The following is a 25,862-nucleotide window of genomic DNA, read 5'->3' as shown; positions in this document are numbered from 1 at the left end:
GACTATGCAAAAGAGTGGTTAGAGTCGTGTCTTGTTTATTGTGCTGATTGTCTTTGGGTTACATTTTTATGCTTTGGGTATTAATATATGTAAACCTTAAGTTTTAATCATGGCAAAAGTGAAAAGAAATGTAATCATGCAAGGCATGAGCGGCAAAATTTGTGACCAGTTAGTTTTAAAGACTTATAATTATGGTACTGTGGTGAGTAAAATACCGGATATGAGCAAAGTGGTGCCCAGCAGTCATCAAAAAGATAAACGCAATAGGTTTAAAGAAGCAGTGGCTTATGCGAAAGCTATTATTGCCGATGTACATAAGAAAGCAGGAGTGGCCTACCGTACGCCTAAAGGTAAATTGGTATATCATCAGGCTATTCGGGAGTACTTAACTAATTATTAAATGGCTATACTCTAAAGCTTCTCTTAACGGAAGATGAACGAAGGATGCTTTTTCTTAAGACCATCTCTGGCTATTGTGGTGCCTTAACTTTAGGGAGCTGATTTCTTCTGTCCTATCAATTCTCATTCAGGTTTTCTCCTTTATACTATCAGGAAAGACTGCTCTTCAATCTTTTTACTTACTATTAAATACTTGCTGCTTATTTTTATCTTTGTAAATGATAAAATCAATGACAGGCTACGGAGTCGCATCTACAGATATTGCAGGCGGCAAATACACCGTAGAAATCAAGTCTCTGAATAGTAAATTTCTGGAATTAAATCTTAAGCTTCCTAAAGCATACTCAGAAAAAGAATTCTTTTTAAGGAATGAGTGTAACAGACTAATTGAGCGTGGTAAAGCGACGGTGTCAATAATTAATGAGAATAGCAGTGTAGAAGCTAAATCCGGCGCCATTAATCATGAATTATTAAAGTTTTATTATAAGGAACTAAAGCAAACAGCTACAGCGTTAGGTGAAGACAGCAGTAATTTGTTAAGCCTTACGTTAGGTTTGCCAGAGGTGATAAAGTTTGATGAAGCAGCTATTTCCGAAGAAGAGTGGAAATCCGTACTGGATGTATTTTATCAGGCAATACAGAATTTTCAGAATTTTAGAGAAACTGAAGGTAAAGAGCTTGAGAAAGATCTGATCCTAAGGATTCAAAATATTCTGGCTTATCTTGAAGAAATAGAAGTTCATGAGCCAAAAAGAGTACCTGTCTTTAGGGAAAGGTTAGATAATTATCTTAAAGACGCAGTTGGGAAAGAGATGGTTGATTATAACAGGTTAGAACAGGAACTGATTTATTTCGTTGATAAATTTGATATTACCGAAGAAAAAGTTCGCTTAAGAACGCATTGTAGCTATTTCATCCAAACTTTGGAGCAAAAGGATGCAAGTGGTAAAAAGCTCGGATTTATTTCGCAGGAAATAGGAAGAGAGGTGAATACAATGGGATCCAAGGCGAATGATGCCAATATCCAGAAACTGGTTGTGGGGATGAAAGAAGAATTAGAGAAAATAAAAGAGCAGTTGTTAAATGTATTGTAGAGTTTAAAGTTTAGAGTTAAAGGTTTAAAGTAAAACACCTTCAACTTTCAACTTTCAACTTTCAACTTTTAAAAAATGAAACAAGGTAAATTAATCATATTTTCTGCGCCGTCGGGAGCAGGTAAAACCACTATAGTACATCATCTATTAAATAAATTTCCAGATAAAATATCCTTCTCCATATCCGCGACAACCAGAAGTGCCAGAGGGCAGGAAGTAGACGGAAAAGATTATTATTTTATTAGTAATGAAGACTTTCTACATAAAGTAGCCAAACACGAGTTTGTAGAATTTGAAGAAGTTTATACCGGCACATTTTACGGAACATTGAAAAGTGAGATTCAAAGGATATGGGACGAAGGCAAGCATGTGATTTTTGATATTGATGTTGAAGGTGGCTTGCGTTTGAAAAAAAAATATGGAGAGAATGCTTTAGCCATATTTGTACAACCTCCGTCTCTTGATGTTTTGAAACAGCGTCTGGCTGGAAGAGGTACCGATTCTGAAGAGAAATTAAAAGAGCGTTTTGCTAAGGCAGAAAAAGAACTGGCTTATTCGCCTAAATTTGATGTGCAATTGAAAAACTTCGATTTAGAAATAGCTTGTAAAGAAGCAGAAGATTTGTTGTTAAATTTTATCGGATAAAAGTCGAAAGACCGATGTCCGAATGTCCATAAACTTTGGATGTCCATATATAATGGTCAATAGTCCATAGTCTGGTATGTCAAGTAATTAATGACTAATTTGAGAATAAAAAAATAATGAAAATAGGTTTGTTTTTTGGTTCTTTTAACCCCATTCATATGGGGCATTTGATTATAGCTAATTATATGGCCAACCATACCGATTTGGATAAAGTTTGGTTAGTTGTTTCTCCACATAATCCTTTAAAGGAGAAGAAAGACCTGATTCATGTTTATGACAGGTTGGAGATGGCCAAACTTGCAATAGAAAAGGCTGAAAATATTGAGGTGAGTGATGTAGAGCTACGTTTGCCTCAACCTTCCTATACAATAGATACCTTAACGCATTTAAAAGATATCTATCCCGAACATAATTTTGTTTTAATCATGGGAAGTGATAATTTAAGAACTTTGAACAAGTGGAAGAATTACGAGCTTATTTTAAGGGATTATCAGATTTTTGTATATCCAAGGCCTGAATATGATGGAGGAGAATTGGCTAAGCATCCATCGGTTACGATAACCGATACGCCGTTAATGGAGCTTTCTTCCACTTTCATCAGGAAATCAATCCATGATAAAAAAGATGTACGCTTTTTTATTCCGGATAATGTATTTGATTTTATAGATAGTAAAGGTTTATATAGCTAATTTTATAGATGACCAAAACGCTATAAAAAACAAAAAGATGTTATTGCGAGGAAAATAGCTTGTCTTTAGAGGTTGCTTTGCTTCGCTCGCAATGACGAATAATTTTTGTTAGTACTATAAGCTAAAGATTATGAGTGAGAAAACGATGTTTAAACTGCAACTACCTACTGATCCGTTTTGGGTTAAAAATGTAGTTGAAAGCAATATAGAGGAGTTATTGACAGATCACGCTTTTTGCGAACAAAAAGCAGCGTCCAATGCTATCACTTTAATTGTACAGAATCCTGAACTTTCAGATCTGGTACAGGAGATGGCTTTACTAGTGCAGGAAGAAATGGACCATTTCAAAAGAGTTCACGATATTATTCTGCAAAGAGGGTATACACTTGGGAGAGAACGTAAGGATGATTATGTGAATGAGCTGATTAAATTTCTTAAGAAAGGCGGAGGGCAGGCCAGAAAGACAGAAAGTTTGGTGGATAGACTTTTATTTGCCGCGATGATAGAGGCCAGAAGCTGCGAGCGTTTTAAAGTGCTTTCTGAAAATGTGGCAGATCAGGAGCTTTCTGAGTTCTATCATGAGCTGATGATTTCAGAAGCAAACCATTATACACTTTTTATCGGCTTGGCCAGAAAATATGGAGAAGGCATAGATGTGGATCAGCGTTGGAAAGAATGGCTTGATTACGAAGGGCAGGTAATCCAAAATTACGGTAAGAAAGAAACCATTCACGGGTAATTTTCAATGATATTGGAGCCAATGAGTTTTTGGCTTATTGGCTTTCCTTTTGTCTGCAATTGCAAAACGTTGGCGAGGTAATTTTCCAGAACTTCCAAATCCAGGCGATCCAGAATTAATCCGATATACCTGTCGGGCCTTACAATAATCAGTTTTTTCTCGCCTTCGATTACGCTAAAATAGTCGAATATTTGCTCGTTGCTTTCCGAGTTAGGTAAATAAAACAACCTTAACGGGAAATTGGATTTTATCCATTTCGCAACGTTGAATAGATTGTGTTGAGATGTCGAACCTAAAATAAGCAGATGAAATTCTCCAAATTTACACCAGTTGTAAAAATTAGTTTCCTGTTTTAGTCGCTCGTCAAAAACGGCCAGATTAGGTAGCAAATCTCCGGCTTCTATAATCCTTTGCTGGCTTAGATGGAGATTTAACTTGCTTTCCCTTAAATTGAAAGCATTATTTTTTTGTTTGAGAAACTTTTCTAAAATATTGGGCTTCTTTAACGCATAAGCCTCCAGCAAGTTTTCTTCAATTTTTTGTTGTGTTAAAATGTGCTGATTTAAATTTCCATTGATGATCCCTTCAATTTTCCAGGAAAAAAGAGCGACATTTTTAATAGATAGGTTTAGGTCCGAATTGATTTCCAGCTTTTCAGAATCAATAAAAAAAGAAGTCTGATGTTGAAATATCTTGTTGTGAAGATCTATCAGTTGAAAATCTTTTCCGAGGTCATTTCGGACGATGCTTGTTCCCCAGCTTACAGTGCACATTTTGTGCAATAATATCTCTTTAGCGTTTTTAAAGAAGTCCTTTGTCGAGCTGTTTACGTCTGTCTTGATTCTGATCTCATTCAAAAAATCTGTAGAATAACTATCAAAAGAAACGAATTCGTTTTCTTTAGCCAGACGAGATTCTTCATCAATTAAAAGTACGTTGATGCCGGCTTGTGCTAAATAGCAGCTCAAAGCCAATGAAGGGATATTTACGCCTCTTATTAATACCGAAGAACTTGAAGGGATACTCATTTTTTTCTATATATCAGAAAAATAGTAGGTTTTTTATGCAGGTCGGGTTTGCTTTTTGCCCAGTCCTGAATGGTTTTAGTAGAAATAAGCTCGCTTTCCGCCGTTAAATCACAAGCAATACAAAGCATGGTATCTCTTTTGCAACTTCGCAAAAGTTCTTCTAAAAGCTGGTTGTTTCTAAACGGAGTTTCGATGAATATTTGTGTTTGGTCCAAACGTTCCGATAAAGATTCCAGTTCTTTTACCTTTTTGGTTCTTCCTCCTTTATCAATAGGCAAATATCCATTGAATGCGAAGCTTTGCCCATTAAATCCCGATCCCATGAGTGCTAAAATAATAGAGCTTGGGCCTACTAAAGGGACTACTTTTATCCCCCGTCTGTGTGCTTCTGCAATGATATCTGCTCCTGGGTCTGCTATCCCCGGACAGCCTGCTTCGCTCATTAGTCCCACATTCCTCCCTTGCTCCAGACCTTTAAAAAACTTATTCAGTCCCTGACTCCGCTGGTGTTTTCCGTAGTCATGGATCAATAAATCTTTTTGAGGCGTTTTAAGTCCAGCATCTTTCAGGCATTTACGAGCTGTTTTTTCATTCTCCACAATATATTCTGTAATAGCATTTATCGTGTCAACGAGATAAGGAGTTAAAGATTTATTTACTGCATTTTCTGCCATCACCACCGGGATGAGGTATAATATTCCTTTATCCATTTTGCAAATTACGTCATTCCTGTTTATCTCCCCAATAAAAATTATGAGGATGACCATGTTACCTTTTGTGTTTTTTACAGTCTATATATTAAACCCGCTTATAAACGGTGTTTAAGACGGTTAATAATATTAAAAATTTAAAATTGGGATGAAAATAGTTGATGAAAGAGCTTAAAATTCGGTAATTATGTTGTTACATATATATCGTAAAATTAGCGAAAGCGTTTAACTAAAACTCCAAAACGAAAGGGGATTTTAAGATGTCAACTTTAAAAAAAATGATTTTAGGCTTAGGATTCATGATTGCATTCTTAAGTTTTACCAGCGGGACTACACATGCTCAGAATCGTAATGTTTCTTTGCAAGTCTTTTACGACGAGCTGTCTTATTATGGCGATTGGATAGATAATCCCGAATATGGTTATGTGTGGCGACCTAATGTCGGTTCTGATTTTAGACCATATTATACAAATGGTAGGTGGATAATGACGCAGTATGGAAATACCTGGGCGTCTGATTACGAATGGGGTTGGGCTCCGTTCCACTATGGAAGATGGTATTATGACAGCTATGATGGTTGGATTTGGGTTCCGGACACTGTATGGGGGCCAGCATGGGTAGATTGGAGAACAGGTGGTGGTTATTATGGTTGGGCGCCAATGGGACCTAGACTAACAGTAAATATCAACATAGGACCAAGATATTACCCGGATTTTTATTGGGTGTTTATCCCGCAACGTTATATCTATTATAACAATTACGGCAGCTACTGGAATCCCAGAAGGAACGTGACCATTATCAGAAATACAACTATTATCAATAACGTTTATGTAAATAATAGTGTGAGATATGTGTCGGGACCATCAGCAAGAGATGTTAGAAGAGCTACCGGAAGTAACGTTCAGGTTCACAGAATAGAAAATTCTTCTAGACCGGGCGCCGCGAGGATTGATAGAAATTCTATAAGTGTTTATCGTCCACAGATAGATCGTGGAGCTAATGATGCGCCGAGCAGAGTCGTATCTTCAAGAGATAACAACTCACGGCCTTCAAGAACTGAAAATGGTAATGTTAGAGACAATAGGCCTACAACTAATTCGAGGCCACAAACCGGCGATAACAGAAATGGTAACGGTATTTCAAACAGACCATCTAGAGTAGATAATGGCGGAACTCCTTCCAGAGGAACTTATCCGGACAGAGGTTCGGCTTCAGAAAGAAGTTCAACTCCTGATAGAACTCCGAGACCGACAGAAAGACCTCAAAGAGAAAATTCTTCCGGAGAAGGCGCGCCTACCAGAACAGATCGGTCTCAACCGCAACGGATGGAGAGACCTGGTTCTGCAGAAGGCAGGCCGTCCGGAGCTGAAAGAAGAGAAGTTCCAAGCAGAGAAAATGCTCCGCAAAGACAAGAGCCGGTTCAACAGGCACCTCAAAGGCAGGAACGGGTTCAACAAGCTCCTCCTCAACGTATGGAGCGCCCTTCAGGTTCCAGTATGCCTAGAAGTGAAGGTAGAAGTTCTGCACCAAGTATGGATAGGGGAAATTCGGGAGGTAGATCCGAACGTCCAAGCAGATAAAGTAAATAGATTTGTTATAAAAGCCTCCGGTTTAATAAAATACCGGGGGCTTTTTTTATGATAAGATTAATTTAGAAAGTTTATTTTTACAGTTTAGAATTAAGCTTTTGAAACAAACAAAACTATATTTTGCATCTGATTTTCATTTAGGAGTTCCTAATTATAAAACGAGTCGCGAACGTGAAGCTAGGGTTGTGGCCTGGCTGGATTCTATTAAAGGCGATGCAACAGAAGTTTTTCTTGTTGGAGATATTTTTGATTTCTGGTTCGAATACGCGGCTGTTATCCCCAAAGGTTTTATACGTCTTCAGGGTAAGCTGGCAGAATTAAGTGATGCAGGAATAAAGCTGTATTTCTTTAAAGGGAATCATGATATGTGGGTTTTCGATTATTTTAAGAAAGAATTTAATCTGCAAATAATCAGTGACGAGCTGATTATAGAACGCGAAGGGAAGCGTTTCTTTATTCACCACGGAGATGGTTTGGGAGATGGAGATAAAAGTTATAAAATATTAAAGAACTTTTTTAGAAGTGGTTTTTGTCAATGGCTCTTTGCCAGAATACATCCTAATCTGGGAATTGGAATTGCTAATTATTGGAGTAGTAAAAGCCGCTTAGCTAACAATAAAAATCTTTGGAAACCAGACGAAGACTTTGAGAAAAATTGGGCAATAGATACTTATCAGGATATCCAAAAGAAATTTGGAGAATTTGATTACCTGATTTTTGGACATAGACATAATCCTTTTATTTTTCCTTTAAATGAAAAGACCACCTATGTAAATTTAGGAGAGTGGGTAAACGATTCCTGCTATGCACAGTTTGATGGAGAAAAAGTTGAACTAAAGAAATGGTTGTAGTATGAAGCATTTCCGGATTTTCTTTTTGCTATTCTTGTTCCTCTTTCAAGGACCTTTATTGTTTTCCCAAAAATTCAATAAAGAAGCGAGTATTGATATCGAAAGCAAGCTGGCTAAATTGGATCAATTCGGAAATATATATGTTGTACAGCCTAATAATGAACTCATAAAGTTTAGTTCTAAGGGCGTAAAACTATGGTCGTACAGTAATAAGAACTTTGGAGATATTGATCAGGTTGATGTCAAAGATCCTTTAAGGATACTGGTTTTTTATGCTGCACATCAGCAAATCGTAATCCTTAATAATAATTTGAGTGAAATTAACAGATATTCTTTTAATAAAGATCCGGATGTCCAGATAACATTGGTCGCATCAGCCAATAATAATGGCTATTGGGTTTACGATCAGCTCAACCGGGAACTTAAAAAGTTGAGTAATACTTTTATTGATGAATTGCGTAGTGGAAATATTTATCAGCGAGACGGCCTGGATATAAAGGCAAACTACTTGTATGCTAACGACGCCTACGTTTTTATAAATGATAAAGGAGAAGGCATCCGTATTTTTGATCGTTTTGGTAATTTTTATAAAACCGCTGTTATAGAAATCCCCCGTGAGTTCGAAGTAGAAGGGAGCCAGATTTTATTTGGAAAAGAAAGAAAGCTCTATGCTTACGATTTTCTTAGCTTTCAGTTGGTTTCCCTTGAAATTCCCAACGTAGAAAATGCAACAAATTTTATTAAGTATCTCAACCACCTGCTGATAATAGGCGAAAAACAATTAACTTTGTGGTCTTTAAAAAACGACTAGTCTGATTTACTCTGTTATGAGGGATTTTAAGACTTGGTTTTCAGATATAGATTTCATATCATGTTAGATAAATTAGAAGCAATAAAGCTGCGTCGCGATGATGTAGAAAGAGAATTGTCGAATCCGGAGGCAACGCAGGACATGAAGCGTTTTGCGCAGCTGAATAAGGAATACAAGGATCTTGGTCTGATAGTAGATGAATACTATAAATATAAAAATGTAGTTAGCAATATAGCGACCAATAAAGATATTTTAGCCAACGAGAAAGATCAGGAGTTGCGGGAAATGGCAAAAGAAGAGTTAGATGTTTTGATTCCTGAAAAGGAAGAAATGGAAGCCAAAATCAGATTAATGCTGGTACCAAAAGATCCGGGAGATGAGAAAGATGCTATCGTGGAGATCAGAGGTGGTACGGGAGGTGATGAAGCCGCTATTTTCGCTGGAGACCTGTATAGAATGTACACTCGCTATTGTGAAGGAAAAGGTTGGCGGACAGAAGTTCTTGAAGTTACAGATGGAACTAACGGAGGTTACAAAGAGGTTGTTTTTAAGGTAAGCGGAGAAGATGTTTACGGAACTTTAAAATATGAGTCTGGAGTACACCGCGTACAACGTGTTCCGGATACAGAGACTCAGGGCCGTGTACATACTTCTGCAGCATCTGTTGCTGTTTTGCCTGAAGCAGAGGAAGTGGACGTGGAAATTAACCCTGCAGATATAGAAATGCAAACTTCAAGATCTGGAGGTGCGGGTGGACAGAACGTAAATAAAGTGGAAACCAAAGTTCAGCTAACACATAAACCAACTGGAATAGTAGTAGTTTGTCAGGTAGAACGTTCACAGTTGGGGAACAGAGAGCGGGCTATGGAAATGTTACGTAGCAAACTCTATGAGCGTGAATTGGCAAAATACAATGAAGAAATTGCGAGTAAACGTAAAACCATGGTTTCGACCGGAGACAGGTCTGCCAAAATACGTACTTACAACTATCCGCAAGGAAGGGTTACCGAACATCGTATAGGTTTGACTTTATATAATCTTCCTGCGGTTATGAACGGAGAGATACAGGAAATTCTGGATGCACTGCAATTTGCAGAGAATGCTGAGAAGTTGAAGGAAGGCGCTTCAGTTTTGTAAAAAAAAGTTTGTAGATAGAAACAAATGTTTATATTTGCACTCCCAATCGCAAGGAACGGGAAAAAGGGTTGGTAGTTCAGCTGGTTAGACTATCCCGACGTGTCGGGAGGGTCTCGGGTTCGAATGTCAACCTTGAAGCTTAAAAATATTGGTCTGGTAGTTCAGCTGGTTAGAATACATGCCTGTCACGCATGGGGTCGCGGGTTCGAGTCCCGTCCAGACCGCAAAAAAGGTTAACTTTAACAGGTTAACCTTTTTTCGTTTATGGAGCATTATGTTTATATCATTAAGAGTGAGAAAGACGGAACGTTATTAAAGGCTTTACCAGTGATTATATTCGTCGTGTAGAAGAGCATAACCAAGGTAAAAGTCGTTATACGAAATCCAAAATACCATGGCGGCTTATTTACCTGGAGGCATGTGAGACGAAAAGATCTGCATTGATTAGAGAAAAGCAATTGAAAAGATATAATAGAAAATATATAGAATGGCTCTGTCTCCAAGCGTCCAATCTTATTAAAATTAATTCAGAAGGTTAGAATACAAGCCTGTCATCTCGCTTCGAGCGAGACGGGTTCGAGTTCTCCTGTCAAAGACCGGACAAGCTGTCCAGACCGCAAAAAAGGTTAACTTTAACGGGTTAACCTTTTTTCGTTTATGCTATTTCCTTGCCACATGCCAAATAATACCCGCTGCGTCATCTGCAACCAGTAAATTTCCATTCTGAAGAAATGTGACTCCCACAGGCCTTCCATATACTTCACTTTTTTGTGCATCAGCAATAAACCCCGTTAAAAAGTCCTCTGGTTTACCGCTTGGTTTCCCATTTGAAAAGGGAACATAAACAACTTTGTATCCAACAAACTCAGATCGGTTCCAAGAGCCATGTTGTCCTACAAATGCTCCACCTTTATATTTAGAGCCCAGGGCATCTCCTTTATTAAATGCTAATCCTAATGAAGCGGTATGAGAACCAAGATTAACATCTGGTACTATAGCTTTGGCTACTAAATCTGGCCTTTCTCCTTTCAATCTCGGATCAGGGTATTTTCCCCAATAAGAATACGGCCAGCCATAAAAGCCACCCTTTTGTACACTCGTAATATAATCCGGAACTAAATCATCGCCCAAGTTGTCGCGCTCATTTACGGCGGTCCATAACACATTTGTTCCGGGAGCCCAATCCATCCCTACAGGATTTCTTAGTCCAGAAGCAAAGATAATTTCGCCGGAACCGTCCGGGTTAATTTCTAATATATTCGCTCTTCGGACTTCATTGTCCATACCATTTTCCCCTACGTTACTCCCAGAACCTACCGAAACATATATTTTAGAATGGTCGGAATTGGTGATAATATTTCTTGTCCAATGGTTATTATATCCACCCGCAGGCAAGCTTAGTATTTTATTGCCTGATCCGGTAATTTTTGTATCTCCGTTGCTATAAGAATACCTTATTAACCCATCGGTATTGGCTACATAAAAGGTATTGCCAATTAATAACATTCCAAATGGTTGATTGAGGTTTTCCAGAAATATATTTTGTTCTTCGGGAATACCATCATTGTTGGTGTCCCTAAAGCGGGTAATTCTATTAGCACTTTGTGATCCATTAGATTCCGCCACCAGTATATCCCCATTTGGAAGCTGATATATCCATCTTGGGTTCTTAAGACCTTTTGCGAATTGTTTAACCACAAATCCTTCCGGAGCTACTGGCGTTTTACCGTTTGGCCAATTGATTACTTTGCTGTTTTTAGAAGTGGGCCGTGTTGCATACGGTTCGGGAAGACCATTTTCATTAATTGTTTTTGTGGTGTCCTGCAATTTGCCATCTGAAGAATTAGATGACGAACAAGATGATAAGTATAAAGTTGAAATCGCTATGCAAAATAAGGGAGTCAGGTTTTTCATGATATGAGTATTTATAGGTTAGATGATTCTTGAAATTACCCGATAAGCCTACAAGTATTTTGCCAAAATGTTTGTAGAAAATAAAACTAACACCATCTAGTTTTTTGTCAGAACATCTAGCGCCTTGGTCAGCATGCTGTCTGTACCATTTACAGTTCTATAGAAGCCTTCCTCTTTAAAATGGAACCTGGCTAAAAGAGATTTGATTTCATTTCTCAGCCGCATGCCGGATTTTTTAATCTCTTCAGGGCTTGCCTGAATATTTTTATCTTTTAAAAAGGCGAGCAGCCTGGAAAAATCTTGGTCACTAACTGCGTAGTTGTTGTAAAATTGTTCAGCTGTTTTATATTGTTCAGAAAGTGGGGCTTGCGCTAAAAATCTGTAGGTGAACTCAAGTAACAGATTTTGATTGTTTATTTTTTTATAAAATGCAGTCAAATGCGATGTATCGACTGAAATAACATAATCAGGGGTAATTCCGCTACCATCATATATTACCCTGCCACTTACTGTCTTAAAAATATGGCTGGAAATATTATTTCTCTTAATACTGTCTATATAAAAATTTTCTTCATCGTCTTTATATAAACTGTTATAATATGCCTTGTTGCCTTTCGCATAGGATTTTTGGATAGATCTGCCGGAAGGCGTAAAGTATCGGGCGACAGTTAGATTCATCGCCGATCCATCTTCAAAACTGAATTGTTCCTGTACAAGCCCCTTTCCAAAAGACCTTCTTCCTATGATCACTCCTCTGTCTAAATCCTGAATTGCCCCGGCAACTATTTCACTGGCAGAAGCGCTTTGCTCATCAATCAGGATGGCTAGCTTTCCTTTTTCAAATAAACCGCCTTCCGTTGCCCGGTACTCTGTTTTGGGCTCATGAAGGCCCTGCGTGTAAACGATTAAGTCCTTATCTTTTAAAAAGTGATCGGCCAAACTTGTGGCGGCGCTTAAATAACCTCCCCCATTTCCTCTTAAATCCAGAATGAGATTTTTCATACCTTTTTCTTCCAGATATAAAAGCTTATTGGTAAAATCTTCTTCGGTTTTAATATCAAATTTGCTGATTTTGATATAGGCTGTTTCTTTATTGATCATATAAGCAGCATCGATACTGCTTACCATGATTTGATCTCGTACAATTGAAAATTGATAGGGCTTTTTATTTCCATTTCTAATTACGGAAACTTTAACCTCGCTGCCCTTTTTACCTTTAAGCTTATTTACAAGGTTAAAAGCCAAAAGCCCCTTCCCTGTTAGAAGTTCACCATTTACTGCAATTATTTTGTCGCCTTTCTGTAGGCCTGCTTTTTCTGAAGGGCCACTTTGTCTAACTGATGTAACGAGTATGGTATCTGATAATAGATAATACTCAATTCCGATACCTTCAAAATTACCTTCCAAGCTTTCGCTTTGCTTCTTAGCCTGTGAAGGAGGTAAATAAACAGAGTGAGGATCCAAGTGAGTTAAAATCTCTCCAATAGCCATGTTCTCCATAGAATCTACATTAACAGAGTCTACATAGTTTTTCCTTATCAGATTTAAAACTTTGTTTACCTTATTATTCCTGTTGAAATCAATGGAAATCCGTTCCCCTATCCTGTACTGATCGTACTTTGTGCCGAGTATAAAGCTAAATATCATAGCCAAACAGATACAAAGGATATACAGAAATTTATTGTTATTCGCACTCATGAAACTAACCGTATTCAAATGTAATAACTAGTTAGTTATTAAACACTTTTTTTGTCGAAAAAGAGGTTTTTGTTTTGATAAAAAGAAAAATGCATTAACAAAAATGTTTTTCGATATTTGGGCCAAACTTGAATATATAATGGGAAAAACCACTGAGTCAGAGTCTAGATATAATGATTTGGAGAAGATGCCTGTCTCTGATTTGCTGTCTAGCATAAATCACGAAGATAGTTTAGTTCCTTTGGCCATTAATAAAGTGCTCGGGAATATAGAAAAATTGATTTTGTCTATTGTTCCAAGAATGAGAAACGGAGGTAGATTGTTTTATATCGGAGCGGGAACAAGCGGAAGACTAGGGGTAGTTGATGCCTCCGAGTGTCCTCCTACTTTTGGTGTCGGTTTTGATAAAGTTATTGGTATAATAGCTGGCGGAGACGGAGCGATCAGACGGGCTGTAGAATTTGCTGAGGACGACAAAGAACAGGCATGGAAGGATTTGAAGGCATATCAAATCAATGAAAAAGACACTGTTATAGGAATTGCGGCTTCGGGATATACGCCTTATGTTCTGTCGGGATTAAAAAAAGCTAATGAAGAAGGTCTTTTAACGGGCTGTATAGTTTGTAATGCAGGAAGTCCAATTGCTGCGGTTGCTCAATGTCCTATAGAAGTGGTTGTTGGACCAGAATTTGTAACCGGATCAACCAGAATGAAAGCCGGGACCGCCCAAAAGTTGGTGCTTAATATGATCAGTACAGCTGTCATGATTAAATTAGGCCATGTGAAGGGAAATAAAATGGTAGATATGCAGCTAACAAACAATAAATTAGTGGATAGAGGGGTTAAGATGTTGATGGCCGAAATTCATGCCAGTGAAGATGTTGCTATTCGACTATTAGAGGAATTTGGTAGTGTTCGTAAAGCAGCAGACGCATATTTAAGACAAAAAGTATAAAAATAAAGACTATGCATGAGATAGAGCCTTTCTATAAATGGAGAGATGATTACATAGCGGCGGAGGATGATAGGTCTCCTTTCTTTAATACTGAATATAGCGAATTTTATTACGATAAACAGATATACAATTTTCTCTTGCATCCACAATGGGATTTCTTTGGCTCGCCAACACTTTATCTGAAGATATTATTTGTTGATTATGACCGGCAATATGCAGTTATAGAATTTATCGGTGAGTGGAACGATGCGATTACCAATGACATTATGCTGTTAAAAAGAGAAATCTTAGAAACAATGATGGATGAAGGAGTTAACAAATTCATTTTAATTGGTGAGAACGTTTTAAATTTCCATGCATCTGACGATTGCTATTACGAGGAATGGTTTCAGGACGTAGAGGACGGCTGGATAGCTGGAGTTAATTTTAGAGAACACGTTGTCGAAGAGTTTAAAAGTGTCAATTTGGACTATTATATCAATTTTGGTGGGGAGTTGGATGAATTACACTGGCGTCAATTAAAACCATTACAGTTTTTTAAGAAAGTAGAGGAGTTATTAATGCGGCGTTTGAATTAATGCTATCTCCTGTCTTTAGCGCTTACTAGGAAAAGTATGCAATAAATATTTATTAAGCAATAATTCAGTATTAGTTAATGGGGAGATGTAGGGGAGTATATAGGGGCTTCAGGGAGACTTATAGGGGAGTTATAAATTATCTTATCGATAGTTTATCTTTGTGTTAAAAATAAGATACGAATAATTTTCGGATAAAAAAATGTTGGGTGCAAACAAAGCTGATAGTACGGATTTTATCTGTGACAACTTTGTCTCCTCTTTTTACGGTTTAAAAGAATAATATGGCAACGTCAAAAGTTAAATATATTGGTTCTCTAAGAACTACAGCCACCCATTTAAAATCAGGAGAAACCATTGTAACAGATGCTCCGGTAGATAATAATGGAAAGGGCGAAGCATTCTCTCCAAGTGATTTGGTGGCAACATCTCTGGCCAACTGTATGATAACTATTATGGGAATGGCTGCTAACACGCATAAGATTGACTTGGGCGAAGTGGAAGCAGAGGTTACAAAAGTAATGGCGACAGAGCCCAGGAGAGTATCGGAAATTTATGTAAATTTTGATTTTCCGAATAAGTTGGCCTATACAGATAAGGAAAAAAAGATTTTAGAGAATGCAGCCATGACTTGTCCGGTGTTTTACAGTTTGCATCCAGATATTAAGAAAGAAGTTCAATTTAACTGGTAACCAAAATCCGCTAAGATTTAAGCAATTTTACTTGAACTTCTCCTACACTGCTTCGAAGTTTCTTTGAAAAATACCCCTATTTCGCGAGGAACTCTCAAAGGAATATAAAGAGATGCCGGTAAAATGCGGAAAACACTGGCAAAATCCGGCAAGTGATATAATGTAATAATGAGTAATGTATCTTTGGGAGATTTAAATATATACTGAAAAAGTCCGCTCCCAATTAAAGACTTATCAGTATCTGGAATTGGTTCTATTCATCTTCAAAAACAGCATCAATACTAAGCACAAATCCCGGTAAAACGGATGAGGTAACTTCTTCACTCAGGGTAAAAAGTTTGGATGGCTGGTATTTTCCAGTCTCATTTAAAGTGTATATCAATAATGTTTTGTCGCTTGGACTGACAACCCAATATTCTTTTACTCCAGACTCTTCGTAAATCTCGTATTTATTTAAGAGCTCCTTTTTATTGTTGCCTGGTGACAGGATTTCTACTACCAGGTCAGGAGCACCCAAACAACCCCGGTCATCAAGTTTGCTTTTATCGCATATTACACATAAATCGGGTTGTAGAACGGTGTAAATGTCCTTGTCGGCTTTACTTTTTGTTGGGAAGCGTACGTCAAAAGGGGCAGTATACACATCGCAGGGTTTTCCTTGTAAAAAATTAGCAAGTGCTCTTAACAAATTAACAGATATTTTTTGATGTATTCTTAAAGGGGCCGGACTCATTTTAAAGATTTTGCCTCTAATAAGTTCCAGCCTTTCATCAAAAAGCCAGTTCAGGTAATTGGAATAACTATATGTAAGCGATTCATTGATGTCGTTCAATGAATATATTTTTTCGCCAGATTGTGGATATGCTTTCACCTTCTCCATACTCAAATATACTAATTTTTTTAGTTTAAAAATATATCTATAAAAAGGCGTTCCAAAAGTATCCCTTTGGGGAGATTTAAGTTTGCTCAGGTTTTCTTCAAGAAATACATCACTAAGATAGTATATAATCAACTCAGACAATAATAAATCCTTTCGTCCGAGCAGCGTCCGTTGAATAGGATCAATGCAATAAAAATCAGTTAAACACCAAAACTGACATTGAGAGAAACCAAAATGGAAATAACATAGACTATGGCGTATCCACTAATATCTAAAGACTAACAACGAACCGACTAGATTTTCAATTTTTGCCTGATATCTTTAGGAAGGCCCTTTTTGTTCAGTAAAATGGAGGTTGTTTTATATTGAACAAAAGTTTTGGTTACATATAAATAACCTTTGTAATCATTAGATTCTCCCCAGGAATTTTTTACAATGTAATATTCCTTGCCATTTTGATCCTTTGCAAGGCCCACAATGTGCATCCCGTGGTCATCCGTAGTTTCGTAGTTGTTAAAAGCTTTTTGGCGCATATCCTCCGTAATTTTAAGTTCGGGTTTTGGTCCGTTAAACATGCTGGCCTTTTCAGTGTCGTTCATCATAGAGAAATCTCTGGCGGGAACATAGGCTATCCCATTTTTCCAGCTGAATCCTTTTTCGCTCACATCTGTGGCCCATGCAACAGTATGGCCACTTTTTAAAGCGTTATCTATAATGTCGGTAAGTTCGTTCATTTTTACATTATAAACCTGATCGAAAGACCAGTTGTCGGGTACCATCAAAACGAATTTTTGATATAAAGGCTGATCCTTAAAAGATGAGATTTCTATATAATCCTGTGGGTTTAATCCTACAACCTCTTTAGCAAAGGTTTGTGGCGTATAGCTTTTACCGTTATAAGTGAATTTTTCCGGAGCTTCTCCCAGATAGGAATCAATAACAGCAGTATAAGCTTTAATCCAGTTTGGTGTAAGAACATTATTCGGGTTTTTAACAACTGCACTTAATACGCCCTCTTGTATAGCTGCCATTTCTCCAAAGCGATTAACGTCTGTTCCGTAATTTAAACCAGTATAAACTTCCTGTGGAACGATACCGTATTTTGCATACATATTGATAACATCATGAAGCGCACCTCCGTCTCCCAATGTCACCGCACCATGCATTCTAACATAGTTTTTACCTTTTTCTATATAAGAGTTGCGGACGATAAACATCTCAGAAAGATCTACCGCAGATCTTCCCGCTTTAATCATTTCAGATTCAAGAAAAGAGTTTGTAGAATAGCTCCAACAAGTTCCGGAAGAACCTTGATTTTTAATAGACGTATTCGTTAAATTAATTATCGGGGTAAAAGTGAAAGACTGTTTGCTTATTTCACTTTGGTTTTTACTTAACGAGTTTATTAAATTATCCTGAGCATAGGAAGTAAACGCAGTTAAACTGACAATGGAAATTAATAAAGCACTTCGAAGAAATTTATTCATTATATCAATCTAAATCAATTTGAGAATCAAGAAAAGAGTATATCTTTTTATTAAAAAATAAAAATAACCAAAATTGAATTTAGAGACAGAAATGTCTGCTTATTGTTACACAACAACATTAATGTGCTTTTTAATTTAGTTCTGCTTATTACTTTAATCTATTCTGATTTGCTTTTACAAAAGCGGACCATCCTGAATAAGATTTGCTACTTCCGTTGTCAGATACTTTTTGGAAAGAATGACAGACGGCAACAGCTAACCCATCCGTAGCATCAAGAAATTCCGGTGTTTCTTTAAAATCAAGCAACTGCATGAGCATGGCGGCCACCTGTTCTTTGCCTGCGTTTCCATTTCCGGTAATAGCCTGTTTTACTTTTTTGGGAGAATACTCCATAATCGGGAGATTTTTTGCCAGGCCGGCCGCCATTGCAACGCCCTGAGCTCTGCCAAGCTTTAACATCACCTGAACGTTCTTGCCATAAAATGGGGCCTCTAATGCCATGCAATCCGGTTTGTATTGCTCAATAAGTAGGCTTGTCTTTTCAAAAATTCGCTGAAGTTTTAAAGGATGATCATCTAAATGGTCCAAACGGATAACTCCCAGATTTATCAAAGAGATTTTGCTTCCAGTTTCTTTTATCAGGCCGTAACCCATAACTGCAGTACCAGGGTCTATACCTAAAATGATACGTTCTTTGGATTTTTCTCTTTGCATGGACACAATATTAAGCTAATTTCTTAACATTGCACAAAAACAATCCTATTGGCTACCGACAAGAAGAAAATTTTAAGCTATTTAATCAAGTTTGCGGTATTGGTACTAGCAGCGGTTTTTATCTATAAAAAGCTCAGTAACAATCAAAATTTAAGAGATTTCGCAGATTTAATAAAAGGGCTGGATATAACCAAAGTGAGAATATCTTTGTTTGGTGTACTTCTGTTGATGTTCCTCAACTGGTTTATAGAAAGTATCAAGTGGGAATATATTATCCGAAAGGTTGAAAAAATTAGTTTGTGGCGATCGATAGAATCTGTGTTTTGTGGATTGACCTGGGCAGTATTTACCCCTAACAGAATTGGTGAATACGGCGGAAGAGTCTTCTTTCTTCCCAACACAAAGCGGATAAAAGGGGTAGTAGCCATGAGCGTTGGCCATATTGCGCAAATGGTGCTGACTAATATTTTTGGTGCAATTGCAATTCTTTGGTTTATAAATACTTTTCAGAAGCTGGATGTTTGGGTTTTTATTGTTATCGCTTTTATTGCGCTGGTTTATTGCTCATTCTTTGTCGTATTTTATTTTAACATACATTGGCTAAACAGTTTGATAGGTGGCGTAGGCTTTTTAAAGAAATTTAGGCGATTTTCTGAAATATTGGAGACCTACACCAGGTATGAATTGTGCTTAATTATATTTTACAGTATTCTAAGGTTTGCAGTATTCACCTCTCAGTATTTATTGGTGATAAAACTTTTGGTTCCCGAAATTGCAATATATCAATGTATTTTGCTGGTATTTATATTATTTTTTGTGCAGTCTGCTTTACCTTCGTTAGATTTGCTTGATTTTGGAGTCAGAGGAATGACTGCGGCTTATTTTTTCGGATTTATTACAAATCAGGAAATAGCAATTATGTCTGCAGCTGCATTGATATGGTTTGTTAATCTGATGATACCGGCTGTCATCGGTTCTTTTTTTGTTTTTAAGCTTAAATTCTTTGGTAATAACTATTAATATCATTTGTGCTTTATTAACCTTATTTTATGTAGGGTTGCTTCTTTTGTTAAATAGGGGGTGGTTAAGATTACCAGATTTTCGGGCTGTAAAAAAGGAGCCTGTAACGTCCGTATCCATTATTATAGCAGCAAGAAACGAGGAAGCTAATATCGCCAGAACAATTGATGCAATATTAGTTCAAACTTATCCCAGACAGCTTTATGAACTGATCGTAGTAGACGATCATTCAACTGATAAAACTGCTGAAATTATAAGGGGCTATCAAAAAGACGGAGTTAAGCTGGTTCAGCTTAACGAAAAAGAGATACTCAACTCGTACAAGAAAAAAGCAATTGCAGAAGCGATTAGTACCTCTTCGGGAGAGCTTATTGTAACAACCGATGCCGATTGTTATATGGGATCTAAATGGTTGGAAACTATAGTTAATTACTACGAGCAAAAAGATTTTAAAATGATTAGTTCTCCGGTTTGTTATTTCGAAGAAAGAAATTCTTTCGAGGAAATGCAAACGTTGGAATTTCTATTCCTGATAGGTCTGGGAGCCGCAGGTATAGGAAATAAAATGCCTACAACTTGTAACGGAGCGAATCTTTCGTACAGAAAAGACGCCTTTCTGGAAGTAGGCGGTTTTAAAGGCATAGATAATCTAGCTTCGGGAGATGACGAATTGCTTTTGCATAAAATAGGGACAAGATATCCGGATGGTATCGGTTTTTGTAAATCAAAAGATGCAGTAGTTTATACTCAGGCGAAAGAGACTTTAAAAGAATTCATCTCTCAGCGGAAGCGTTGGGCAAGTAAAAGTACAAAGTATAAAGACAAAAGAATAGTTTTCGTTGCTGTCTTTGTTTGGTTGTTTAACGCGTTCCTGTTAGCGAACTTTTTTATGGCGTTTTTTGTTGATTATGCTATGAAAGCTTTTTTGTTTCAGTATCTTGTGAAGATGCTTTTCGAAATAGTGTTTCTCTCAAAGGTCACTGCTTTTAATAAGCGAAGTGAATTGTTGAAATATGTTCCTGTGTTAAGTTTAATTCATCCAGTGTATATGGTTTATATCGGTTTAGTGGGGAATTCGGGTAAATACGACTGGAAGGGTAGAATGGTTAGATAATAAAATTTAGGGACGTTTTGGATAAGTATAATAATATCACCGAGGCTGAAGTCGAACAAGTAGACTTAATAGAGCTGTTGCTGGACAGACAGGCGGAGCTTAATACACTTCTTGAAATAACTCAGGCCATAAACAGACATGTTTCCAGTTTAGTGCTGATAGATATGCTGGAACTGATCTTAAAAAACAGCTTATGCATTCAAAACTTCCTGTTGATTATAAAAGACGATGACGGGAACTATAAATTAATATCAAGCTTTGGAGGGGAATATCTGGTAGACAATTACACGCCCTTTGTTCTTGATTTTGCCAATGATAAAAAAATTGTCGATTTAAAAGGTCATATTCATCCGCTTCTAAAAGATTTCAGATATTTTATCAAAATTTTTCATAAAGAATCGGCATTGGCTTATGTTTTTGTAGGTGATTTGATGGCCAAGGATAGAATATTGGTGAAAAACAGGATCAATTATATACGTACGCTGATAAATGTTGTAATTGTTGCTTTAGAAAACAAAAAGCTATTTAAAGAGCGTATTCAGAAAGAAAGACTTCAAAAAGAGCTTGAATTGGCAGGGAAAGTACAGAATATGTTTATACCCAAAGAACTGCCAGTTAATAGCATTTTTGACTTTCATGCTGTATATCTTCCTCATCAAAGTATCGGAGGCGACTTTTATGATCTGATTAAACTTAACGAAGACGAATTTCTGTGGTGCATTGCAGATGTTTCTGGAAAGGGGATTTCCGCCGCTTTACTAATGTCTAATTTTCAGGCGAGTTTAAGAGCGTTGGCAGGTACCGGAATGTCCTTGGAAGAATTGGTAATCAAATTGAATACCCTGGTTTGTAAAAATACCAAAGGAGAAAAGTTTATAACCGTTTTTTTGGGTAAGTTTAATAACAAAACCTGTAAAATCGAATATATAAACTCGGGTCATGCAGCGCCAATATTAATACAGAATAATGAAGCTACTTTGTTAAGGAGTGGTTCTGTAATGATAGGAGTGTTTGAAGAGCTGCCTTTTGTAAATGTTGGAAATATAAATGTGACTCCGGGAGCAATGGTTTTTAACTATACAGACGGTTTGGTGGAGTTTGACGGCGAGGAAGAGAACGTTATTGAAGAAGAGGTTTTAACAAGTTTGATCCTGAAAAATAAAGAATTGGATTTGGCCATTATACACAACGAATTATTGTCTCATGTTAAAAAAAGTCATCGGTCTGAGGAGGCGATGGACGATATAACCATGCTTTCCCTAAGATTCCGCTAAAAATGCCGTGTTTCCTGCTCAAAAAGATTATGCAAACCTTACCGGCAACGATTGCATAAATAAATATGCGCTGAAAGTATAATGCTGGGTTTTAATTTGCTAAAATTGCCTATAAACAGCTTTAATCAACTCAAATATCGAGAGTATTCCAGAATAGCTCGTGAGAGGTAGATCATTTTATGAAGAATCTTACTAAAATTTATTTTGGTTTGTGTGGATTCGCCGTGTTTAACCTATTAACGGTAGATTTGCAAGCCAGTAATCCATCAGAAGAAAAAGCAGATTCGATTTTATTCGAAAAAACATTTAACGTAAAACTTCCTACAATTAAGACTCCCGTTTTCAAAAAAGACACTTTTTATGTAGAAAAATACGGAGCAAAGCCCGATGGGATTACTTTAAACACAAAAAGTATAAATGCTGCCATTGATGCTTGTAGCAAAAATGGTGGTGGAGTGGTGTTTTTAGGGGGCGGCGTTTGGTTAACTGGGCCGATACAGCTAAAAAGCAATGTGAATTTACACGTTAAAAGAGACGCTATCCTTTTGTTTACCAAAGATAAAAGCCAGTACAAATTGGTGGAAGGGAATTGGGAAGGGAAACCTGCTCTGGTTAACGAATCTCCAATCTCAGCATTTAATGTGGAGAATGTGGCTATTACCGGAGAAGGAATTATCGATGGTAGCGGAGAGGTTTGGCGCTTAGTAAAAAAAGGAAAGCTTACAGCTTCTCAGTGGAAAAACCTGGTAGCTTCTGGCGGAGTACTAAGTAAAGACGGCCAAAGTTGGATGCCGTCTGAAAGCTATAAAAAAGGAGACGAAGCGGGTAATGCAAGATACTTTAAGGCAGGAAGTAAGTTGGCTGATTACGAGCCGATGAAAGACTTTTACAGACCAAATCTGTTTGTAATAGCAAATTCAAAGCGAATTCTTTTAGAAGGCGTAACTTTCCAGAATTCTCCGGCATGGTGTCTTCATCCTCTAATGAGTGAAGATCTTGTTTTACGTAATGTATTTGTTAAAAACCCTTGGTATGCGCAAAACGGAGATGGAATAGATATCGAATCATGTAAAAATGTATTGATAGAGAATTCTACTTTTGACGTTGGAGATGATGGTATTTGTATCAAATCCGGAAGAGATGAAGCCGGCAGAAAAAGAGCTATGCCTACGGAGGATGTTATTGTCAGGAATAACGTGGTTTACCATGCTCATGGCGGTTTTGTAATCGGAAGTGAGATGTCTGGCGGAGCTAAAAATCTTTATGTATACAACAATTCATTTATAGGAACTGATATTGGTTTAAGGTTTAAAACTACAAGAGGCAGAGGTGGTATAGTAGAAAACGTATATATTGCTAATTCTTATATGAAAGATATTCCGGGCGATGCGATTTTGTTTGATATGTATTATGAAGCAAAAGATCCGGTACCTTTGGCGGGAGAAAAAAGACCAGCTCCGGTAGCTGAGTTTAAACCTGTTACAGAAGCAACTCCTCAGTTTAAAAATTTTTATATTAAGAATGTAGTTTGTAACGGAGCAGATAAAGGTTTGTTTGTAAGAGGTATTCCTGAAATGAACGTACAGAATATTTATCTGGAGGATTTAACATTGGAAGCCAAGACAGGTATTGAGATCATAGAAGGAAATAATATCAACATTAAAAACGTTCATTTAATTACATCTGATAAAAATCCTTTGATTTTTGTGGAGAATAGTAAAAAAATAAACATCGACGGTTTTAAGAGTGATAAAAAGGACCGAATGCTGATCAGTGTTTCAGGTGAGAGAAGCGCGGATATTCTTTTGAAAAACTCTGATGTAAATGCGTCAAAAACAAATGTTGAATTTAATTACGGTGCTAAACCAAGCATTTTAAAAACTAAATAATGAAGGCTTTTATAAAAAAGATTGGAACAATTTCTTTGGTAGCGTTGCTGAGTTTAAACGTTTCTGTTGCTCAACAGAAGGGCGAATCAAATATCTCGGAAGAGATTGCGAAAACGATAATGTCTAAATGGCCCTATCCCATTGAGAACGAAAGCAGAAGAGTGAAATGGACTTACGAAACCGGAGTTTTTCTGGAAGGTATAACAGATGTTTGGGAAAGTACCGCAAAAAAAGAGTATTTCGACTATCTGCAAAAAGCTATGGATACCTATGTAGATGAAAGTGGAAATATTAAGACTTACAAACTGGAAGACTATAATATTGATAACGTAAAAACCGGGAGAACACTTTTATTGCTTTACCGGGTGACGGGGAAGCAGAAATATTTTAAAGCTGCAGAACAACTTAAAAAACAATTAGACCAGCAACCAAGAACGAAAGCAGGTAGTTTTTGGCATAAAAAGATATATCCAAATCAGGTTTGGTTAGATGGTTTATATATGGGAATGCCTTTTTATACAGAATGGGCCTACATGTTTAATGAAACAAAAATTTATACTGATGTAGCCAATCAGTTTGCACATATCGAAAAAGAAGCGAGAGATCCAAAAACAGGGTTAATTTACCACGCGTGGGACGAATCGAGAGAACAAAGATGGGCAAATAAAGAAACAGGAAATTCGCCTCATTTTTGGGGAAGAGCAATGGGATGGTATGGTATAGCAATGATTGACGTATTGGATTATTTTCCTAAAGATCATCCCGGAAGGAAGCAGATTATAGATATTTTAAACCGTTACGCCGAAGCGGTAACAAAAGTGCAGGATAAAAAATCCGGACTTTGGTATCAGGTAATGGATATGCCTACCAGAGAGCGTAATTATGAAGAAGCGTCGGCATCGAGCATGTTTGTATATGCTTTGGCGAAAGGAGTTAGATTAGGCTATCTTCCAAATAAATATGAAGCTGTTGCTCAGAAAGGATATGAAGGAATTAAAAAGAAATTTTTAGAGCGCGGAGCAGATGGTCTATTGCATTTAAATGGAACAGTAAGCGTGGCCGGTTTGGGCGGAAATCCATATCGTGATGGTAGTTACGACTACTATATGAGCGAAAAAGTTGTGCAGGATGATCCCAAAGGAATTGGTGCTTTCCTGATGACGGCAAGCGAAATGGAGATCAGAAATCTTCCGCAAGTTGGAAAAGGAAAGACAGTAACATTAGACAATTATTTTAATAATGAGTTCCGTAAAAACATATTAGGGCAAACAGAGAGCTATCACTATGTTTGGGATGAGTTAGACAATAATGGTTTCTCACTATGGGGGCTAAATTTTGCTAAACGAGGAGCGACTTTGGAAACACTTAAACAAGCACCTACCGCTAAAAATCTGGCAAATACAGCAGTTTATATTATCGTTGATCCGGATGATGCAAGTGAAACGGCTAATCCAAATTTTATGGACACTCAATCTGTAGAAAATTTAAAAGCATGGGTTAAAAAAGGTGGTGTTTTGGTTCTGATGGCTAATGACGATAAGCATTGTGAGCTAAAAAAATTCAATGCGTTGCCACGTGCTTTCGGGATGGAATTTAAAGAAGAATTGAAAAATCCGGTAACGGGAAGTCAATATGAAATGGGAGCAATTCATGTTCCAGCTAACAACGAAATTTTCAAACAAGCGAAAAAGTTATATCTGAAAGAAATCAGTACGTTAAATATAAAATCACCAGCTAAGTCTGTTTTAGATCATAATGGTGATGTGGCAATGGCTGTAGCAAAATATGGCAAGGGAACTGTTTTCGCAGTTGGAGACCCATGGTTATATAATGAATACATAGATGGTAGAAAACTACCTGCTAGTTTTGACAATTTTAAAGCAAGCGAAGAATTAGCAACATGGTTGCTGAAGCAAAGTACAATTAAATCAAAAAAATAGATAGAAGAAGTAAAGTA

At 37.2% G+C, this 25,862-nt stretch carries 25 protein-coding genes and 1 tRNA gene; 19 read left to right on the top strand and 7 right to left on the bottom strand.

The annotated features are described in order from the left end of the window. The first annotated feature begins 109 nt into the window (after positions 1 to 109). The 5 genes from PEDSA_RS13825 to miaE all read left to right on the top strand — a co-directional run bounded on the left by PEDSA_RS13825 (position 110) and on the right by miaE (position 3,566). A complete protein-coding gene (locus PEDSA_RS13825; RefSeq protein WP_013633772.1) occupies positions 110 to 400 on the top strand; it encodes a hypothetical protein in 291 nt (96 codons plus the stop codon). Between the two features lie 217 nt (positions 401 to 617). Next, on the top strand, positions 618 to 1,493 hold the full coding sequence (locus PEDSA_RS13820; protein ID WP_245546763.1) for a YicC/YloC family endoribonuclease: 876 nt from the start codon (positions 618 to 620) through the stop codon (positions 1,491 to 1,493). 75 nt (positions 1,494 to 1,568) lie between these two features. After that, on the top strand, positions 1,569 to 2,138 hold the full coding sequence (gmk, locus tag PEDSA_RS13815) for a guanylate kinase (RefSeq protein ID WP_013633770.1): 570 nt from the start codon (positions 1,569 to 1,571) through the stop codon (positions 2,136 to 2,138). A gap of 116 nt (positions 2,139 to 2,254) precedes the next feature. Further along, positions 2,255 to 2,827, top strand: a complete 573-nt coding sequence (gene nadD / locus PEDSA_RS13810; RefSeq protein ID WP_013633769.1) for a nicotinate (nicotinamide) nucleotide adenylyltransferase — start codon at positions 2,255 to 2,257, stop codon at positions 2,825 to 2,827. A 130-nt stretch (positions 2,828 to 2,957) separates the two neighbouring features. Further along, positions 2,958 to 3,566 (top strand): tRNA-(ms[2]io[6]A)-hydroxylase, encoded by a 609-nt coding sequence (miaE, locus tag PEDSA_RS13805; protein WP_013633768.1) that lies wholly within the window; start codon positions 2,958 to 2,960, stop codon positions 3,564 to 3,566. On the opposite strand, the gene PEDSA_RS13800 is transcribed toward miaE, so the two are convergent. Both PEDSA_RS13800 and PEDSA_RS13795 read right to left on the bottom strand, forming a co-directional pair. Beyond that, positions 3,557 to 4,594, bottom strand: a complete 1,038-nt coding sequence (locus tag PEDSA_RS13800; RefSeq protein ID WP_013633767.1) for a thioredoxin domain-containing protein — start codon at positions 4,592 to 4,594, stop codon at positions 3,557 to 3,559. The genes miaE and PEDSA_RS13800 overlap by 10 nt on opposite strands. Then, entirely contained in the window at positions 4,591 to 5,304 is a 714-nt protein-coding gene (locus tag PEDSA_RS13795) for an SAM-dependent methyltransferase (protein ID WP_041537085.1), read from the bottom strand. The genes PEDSA_RS13800 and PEDSA_RS13795 overlap by 4 nt, the downstream gene beginning before the upstream one ends. Positions 5,305 to 5,564: 260 nt before the next feature. Here PEDSA_RS13795 and PEDSA_RS13790 point away from each other — a divergent pair, with 260 nt between their 5' ends. The 6 genes from PEDSA_RS13790 to PEDSA_RS20590 all read left to right on the top strand — a co-directional run bounded on the left by PEDSA_RS13790 (position 5,565) and on the right by PEDSA_RS20590 (position 10,231). Further along, the gene (locus PEDSA_RS13790) at positions 5,565 to 6,884 is read left to right on the top strand and encodes a DUF6600 domain-containing protein (RefSeq protein ID WP_013633765.1); all 1,320 of its coding nucleotides are present in this window, start codon (positions 5,565 to 5,567) and stop codon (positions 6,882 to 6,884) included. A 107-nt stretch (positions 6,885 to 6,991) separates the two neighbouring features. Beyond that, positions 6,992 to 7,744 carry a UDP-2,3-diacylglucosamine diphosphatase gene (locus PEDSA_RS13785; protein ID WP_013633764.1) on the top strand — a complete coding sequence of 251 codons (753 nt, stop codon included), beginning with the start codon at positions 6,992 to 6,994 and terminating at the stop codon, positions 7,742 to 7,744. Position 7,745: 1 nt separating this feature from the next. Further along, positions 7,746 to 8,555 carry a hypothetical protein gene (locus tag PEDSA_RS13780; protein WP_013633763.1) on the top strand — a complete coding sequence of 270 codons (810 nt, stop codon included), beginning with the start codon at positions 7,746 to 7,748 and terminating at the stop codon, positions 8,553 to 8,555. A gap of 60 nt (positions 8,556 to 8,615) precedes the next feature. Further along, positions 8,616 to 9,692, top strand: coding sequence for a peptide chain release factor 1 (prfA, locus tag PEDSA_RS13775; RefSeq protein ID WP_013633762.1), 1,077 nt, complete (start codon positions 8,616 to 8,618; stop codon positions 9,690 to 9,692). 150 nt (positions 9,693 to 9,842) lie between these two features. Further along, positions 9,843 to 9,916, top strand: a tRNA-Asp gene (locus PEDSA_RS13770). Between the two features lie 87 nt (positions 9,917 to 10,003). Next, the gene (locus tag PEDSA_RS20590; protein ID WP_083811760.1) at positions 10,004 to 10,231 is read left to right on the top strand and encodes a GIY-YIG nuclease family protein; all 228 of its coding nucleotides are present in this window, start codon (positions 10,004 to 10,006) and stop codon (positions 10,229 to 10,231) included. 121 nt (positions 10,232 to 10,352) lie between these two features. Here PEDSA_RS20590 and PEDSA_RS13765 read toward each other — a convergent pair whose 3' ends face one another. Together PEDSA_RS13765 and PEDSA_RS13760 are read right to left on the bottom strand one after the other, a co-directional pair. Then, positions 10,353 to 11,606: a PQQ-dependent sugar dehydrogenase gene (locus PEDSA_RS13765; protein ID WP_013633761.1), complete on the bottom strand. Its 1,254-nt coding sequence runs from the start codon at positions 11,604 to 11,606 to the stop codon at positions 10,353 to 10,355. A gap of 96 nt (positions 11,607 to 11,702) precedes the next feature. Next, on the bottom strand, positions 11,703 to 13,253 hold the full coding sequence (locus PEDSA_RS13760; protein WP_169311989.1) for a S41 family peptidase: 1,551 nt from the start codon (positions 13,251 to 13,253) through the stop codon (positions 11,703 to 11,705). 190 nt (positions 13,254 to 13,443) lie between these two features. Between PEDSA_RS13760 and murQ the strand changes: the two genes are divergently transcribed. From murQ to PEDSA_RS13745, 3 genes are all read left to right on the top strand, one after another. Then, positions 13,444 to 14,259 carry an N-acetylmuramic acid 6-phosphate etherase gene (gene murQ, locus PEDSA_RS13755; protein WP_041537473.1) on the top strand — a complete coding sequence of 272 codons (816 nt, stop codon included), beginning with the start codon at positions 13,444 to 13,446 and terminating at the stop codon, positions 14,257 to 14,259. A gap of 11 nt (positions 14,260 to 14,270) precedes the next feature. After that, complete coding sequence (locus tag PEDSA_RS13750; RefSeq protein ID WP_013633758.1) at positions 14,271 to 14,837, top strand: hypothetical protein; 567 nt, start codon at positions 14,271 to 14,273, stop codon at positions 14,835 to 14,837. A 281-nt stretch (positions 14,838 to 15,118) separates the two neighbouring features. Continuing rightward, the gene (locus PEDSA_RS13745; RefSeq protein ID WP_013633757.1) at positions 15,119 to 15,526 is read left to right on the top strand and encodes an OsmC family protein; all 408 of its coding nucleotides are present in this window, start codon (positions 15,119 to 15,121) and stop codon (positions 15,524 to 15,526) included. Between the two features lie 253 nt (positions 15,527 to 15,779). Here PEDSA_RS13745 and PEDSA_RS13740 read toward each other — a convergent pair whose 3' ends face one another. The 3 genes from PEDSA_RS13740 to ruvC all read right to left on the bottom strand — a co-directional run bounded on the left by PEDSA_RS13740 (position 15,780) and on the right by ruvC (position 18,608). After that, positions 15,780 to 16,406: a Uma2 family endonuclease gene (locus PEDSA_RS13740; RefSeq protein WP_013633756.1), complete on the bottom strand. Its 627-nt coding sequence runs from the start codon at positions 16,404 to 16,406 to the stop codon at positions 15,780 to 15,782. 293 nt (positions 16,407 to 16,699) lie between these two features. Continuing rightward, positions 16,700 to 17,893 (bottom strand): C1 family peptidase, encoded by a 1,194-nt coding sequence (locus PEDSA_RS13735; RefSeq protein ID WP_013633755.1) that lies wholly within the window; start codon positions 17,891 to 17,893, stop codon positions 16,700 to 16,702. Between the two features lie 148 nt (positions 17,894 to 18,041). After that, positions 18,042 to 18,608, bottom strand: a complete 567-nt coding sequence (gene ruvC / locus PEDSA_RS13730) for a crossover junction endodeoxyribonuclease RuvC (RefSeq protein WP_013633754.1) — start codon at positions 18,606 to 18,608, stop codon at positions 18,042 to 18,044. A 48-nt stretch (positions 18,609 to 18,656) separates the two neighbouring features. On the opposite strand from ruvC, the gene PEDSA_RS13725 reads away from it, so the two are divergent. The 5 genes from PEDSA_RS13725 to PEDSA_RS13705 all read left to right on the top strand — a co-directional run bounded on the left by PEDSA_RS13725 (position 18,657) and on the right by PEDSA_RS13705 (position 25,845). After that, on the top strand, positions 18,657 to 19,628 hold the full coding sequence (locus PEDSA_RS13725) for a lysylphosphatidylglycerol synthase domain-containing protein (protein WP_013633753.1): 972 nt from the start codon (positions 18,657 to 18,659) through the stop codon (positions 19,626 to 19,628). Then, positions 19,612 to 20,742 (top strand): glycosyltransferase family 2 protein, encoded by a 1,131-nt coding sequence (locus PEDSA_RS13720; protein WP_013633752.1) that lies wholly within the window; start codon positions 19,612 to 19,614, stop codon positions 20,740 to 20,742. Before PEDSA_RS13725 ends, PEDSA_RS13720 begins: the two co-directional genes overlap by 17 nt. 17 nt (positions 20,743 to 20,759) lie before the next feature. Next, positions 20,760 to 22,016 carry a PP2C family protein-serine/threonine phosphatase gene (locus PEDSA_RS13715; RefSeq protein ID WP_013633751.1) on the top strand — a complete coding sequence of 419 codons (1,257 nt, stop codon included), beginning with the start codon at positions 20,760 to 20,762 and terminating at the stop codon, positions 22,014 to 22,016. A gap of 179 nt (positions 22,017 to 22,195) precedes the next feature. Then, positions 22,196 to 23,905: a glycoside hydrolase family 28 protein gene (locus PEDSA_RS13710; protein ID WP_013633750.1), complete on the top strand. Its 1,710-nt coding sequence runs from the start codon at positions 22,196 to 22,198 to the stop codon at positions 23,903 to 23,905. After that, positions 23,905 to 25,845: a glycoside hydrolase family 88 protein gene (locus tag PEDSA_RS13705; protein ID WP_013633749.1), complete on the top strand. Its 1,941-nt coding sequence runs from the start codon at positions 23,905 to 23,907 to the stop codon at positions 25,843 to 25,845. Before PEDSA_RS13710 ends, PEDSA_RS13705 begins: the two co-directional genes overlap by 1 nt. Positions 25,846 to 25,862 lie beyond the last annotated feature (17 nt).

It is taken from the genome of Pseudopedobacter saltans DSM 12145, from assembly GCF_000190735.1.
GTDB classification, from domain to species: Bacteria; Bacteroidota; Bacteroidia; order Sphingobacteriales; family Sphingobacteriaceae; genus Pseudopedobacter; species Pseudopedobacter saltans.
The sequence above is the reverse complement of the archived record's forward strand: the minus strand, read 5'-3'. Positions and strand labels throughout refer to the sequence as shown.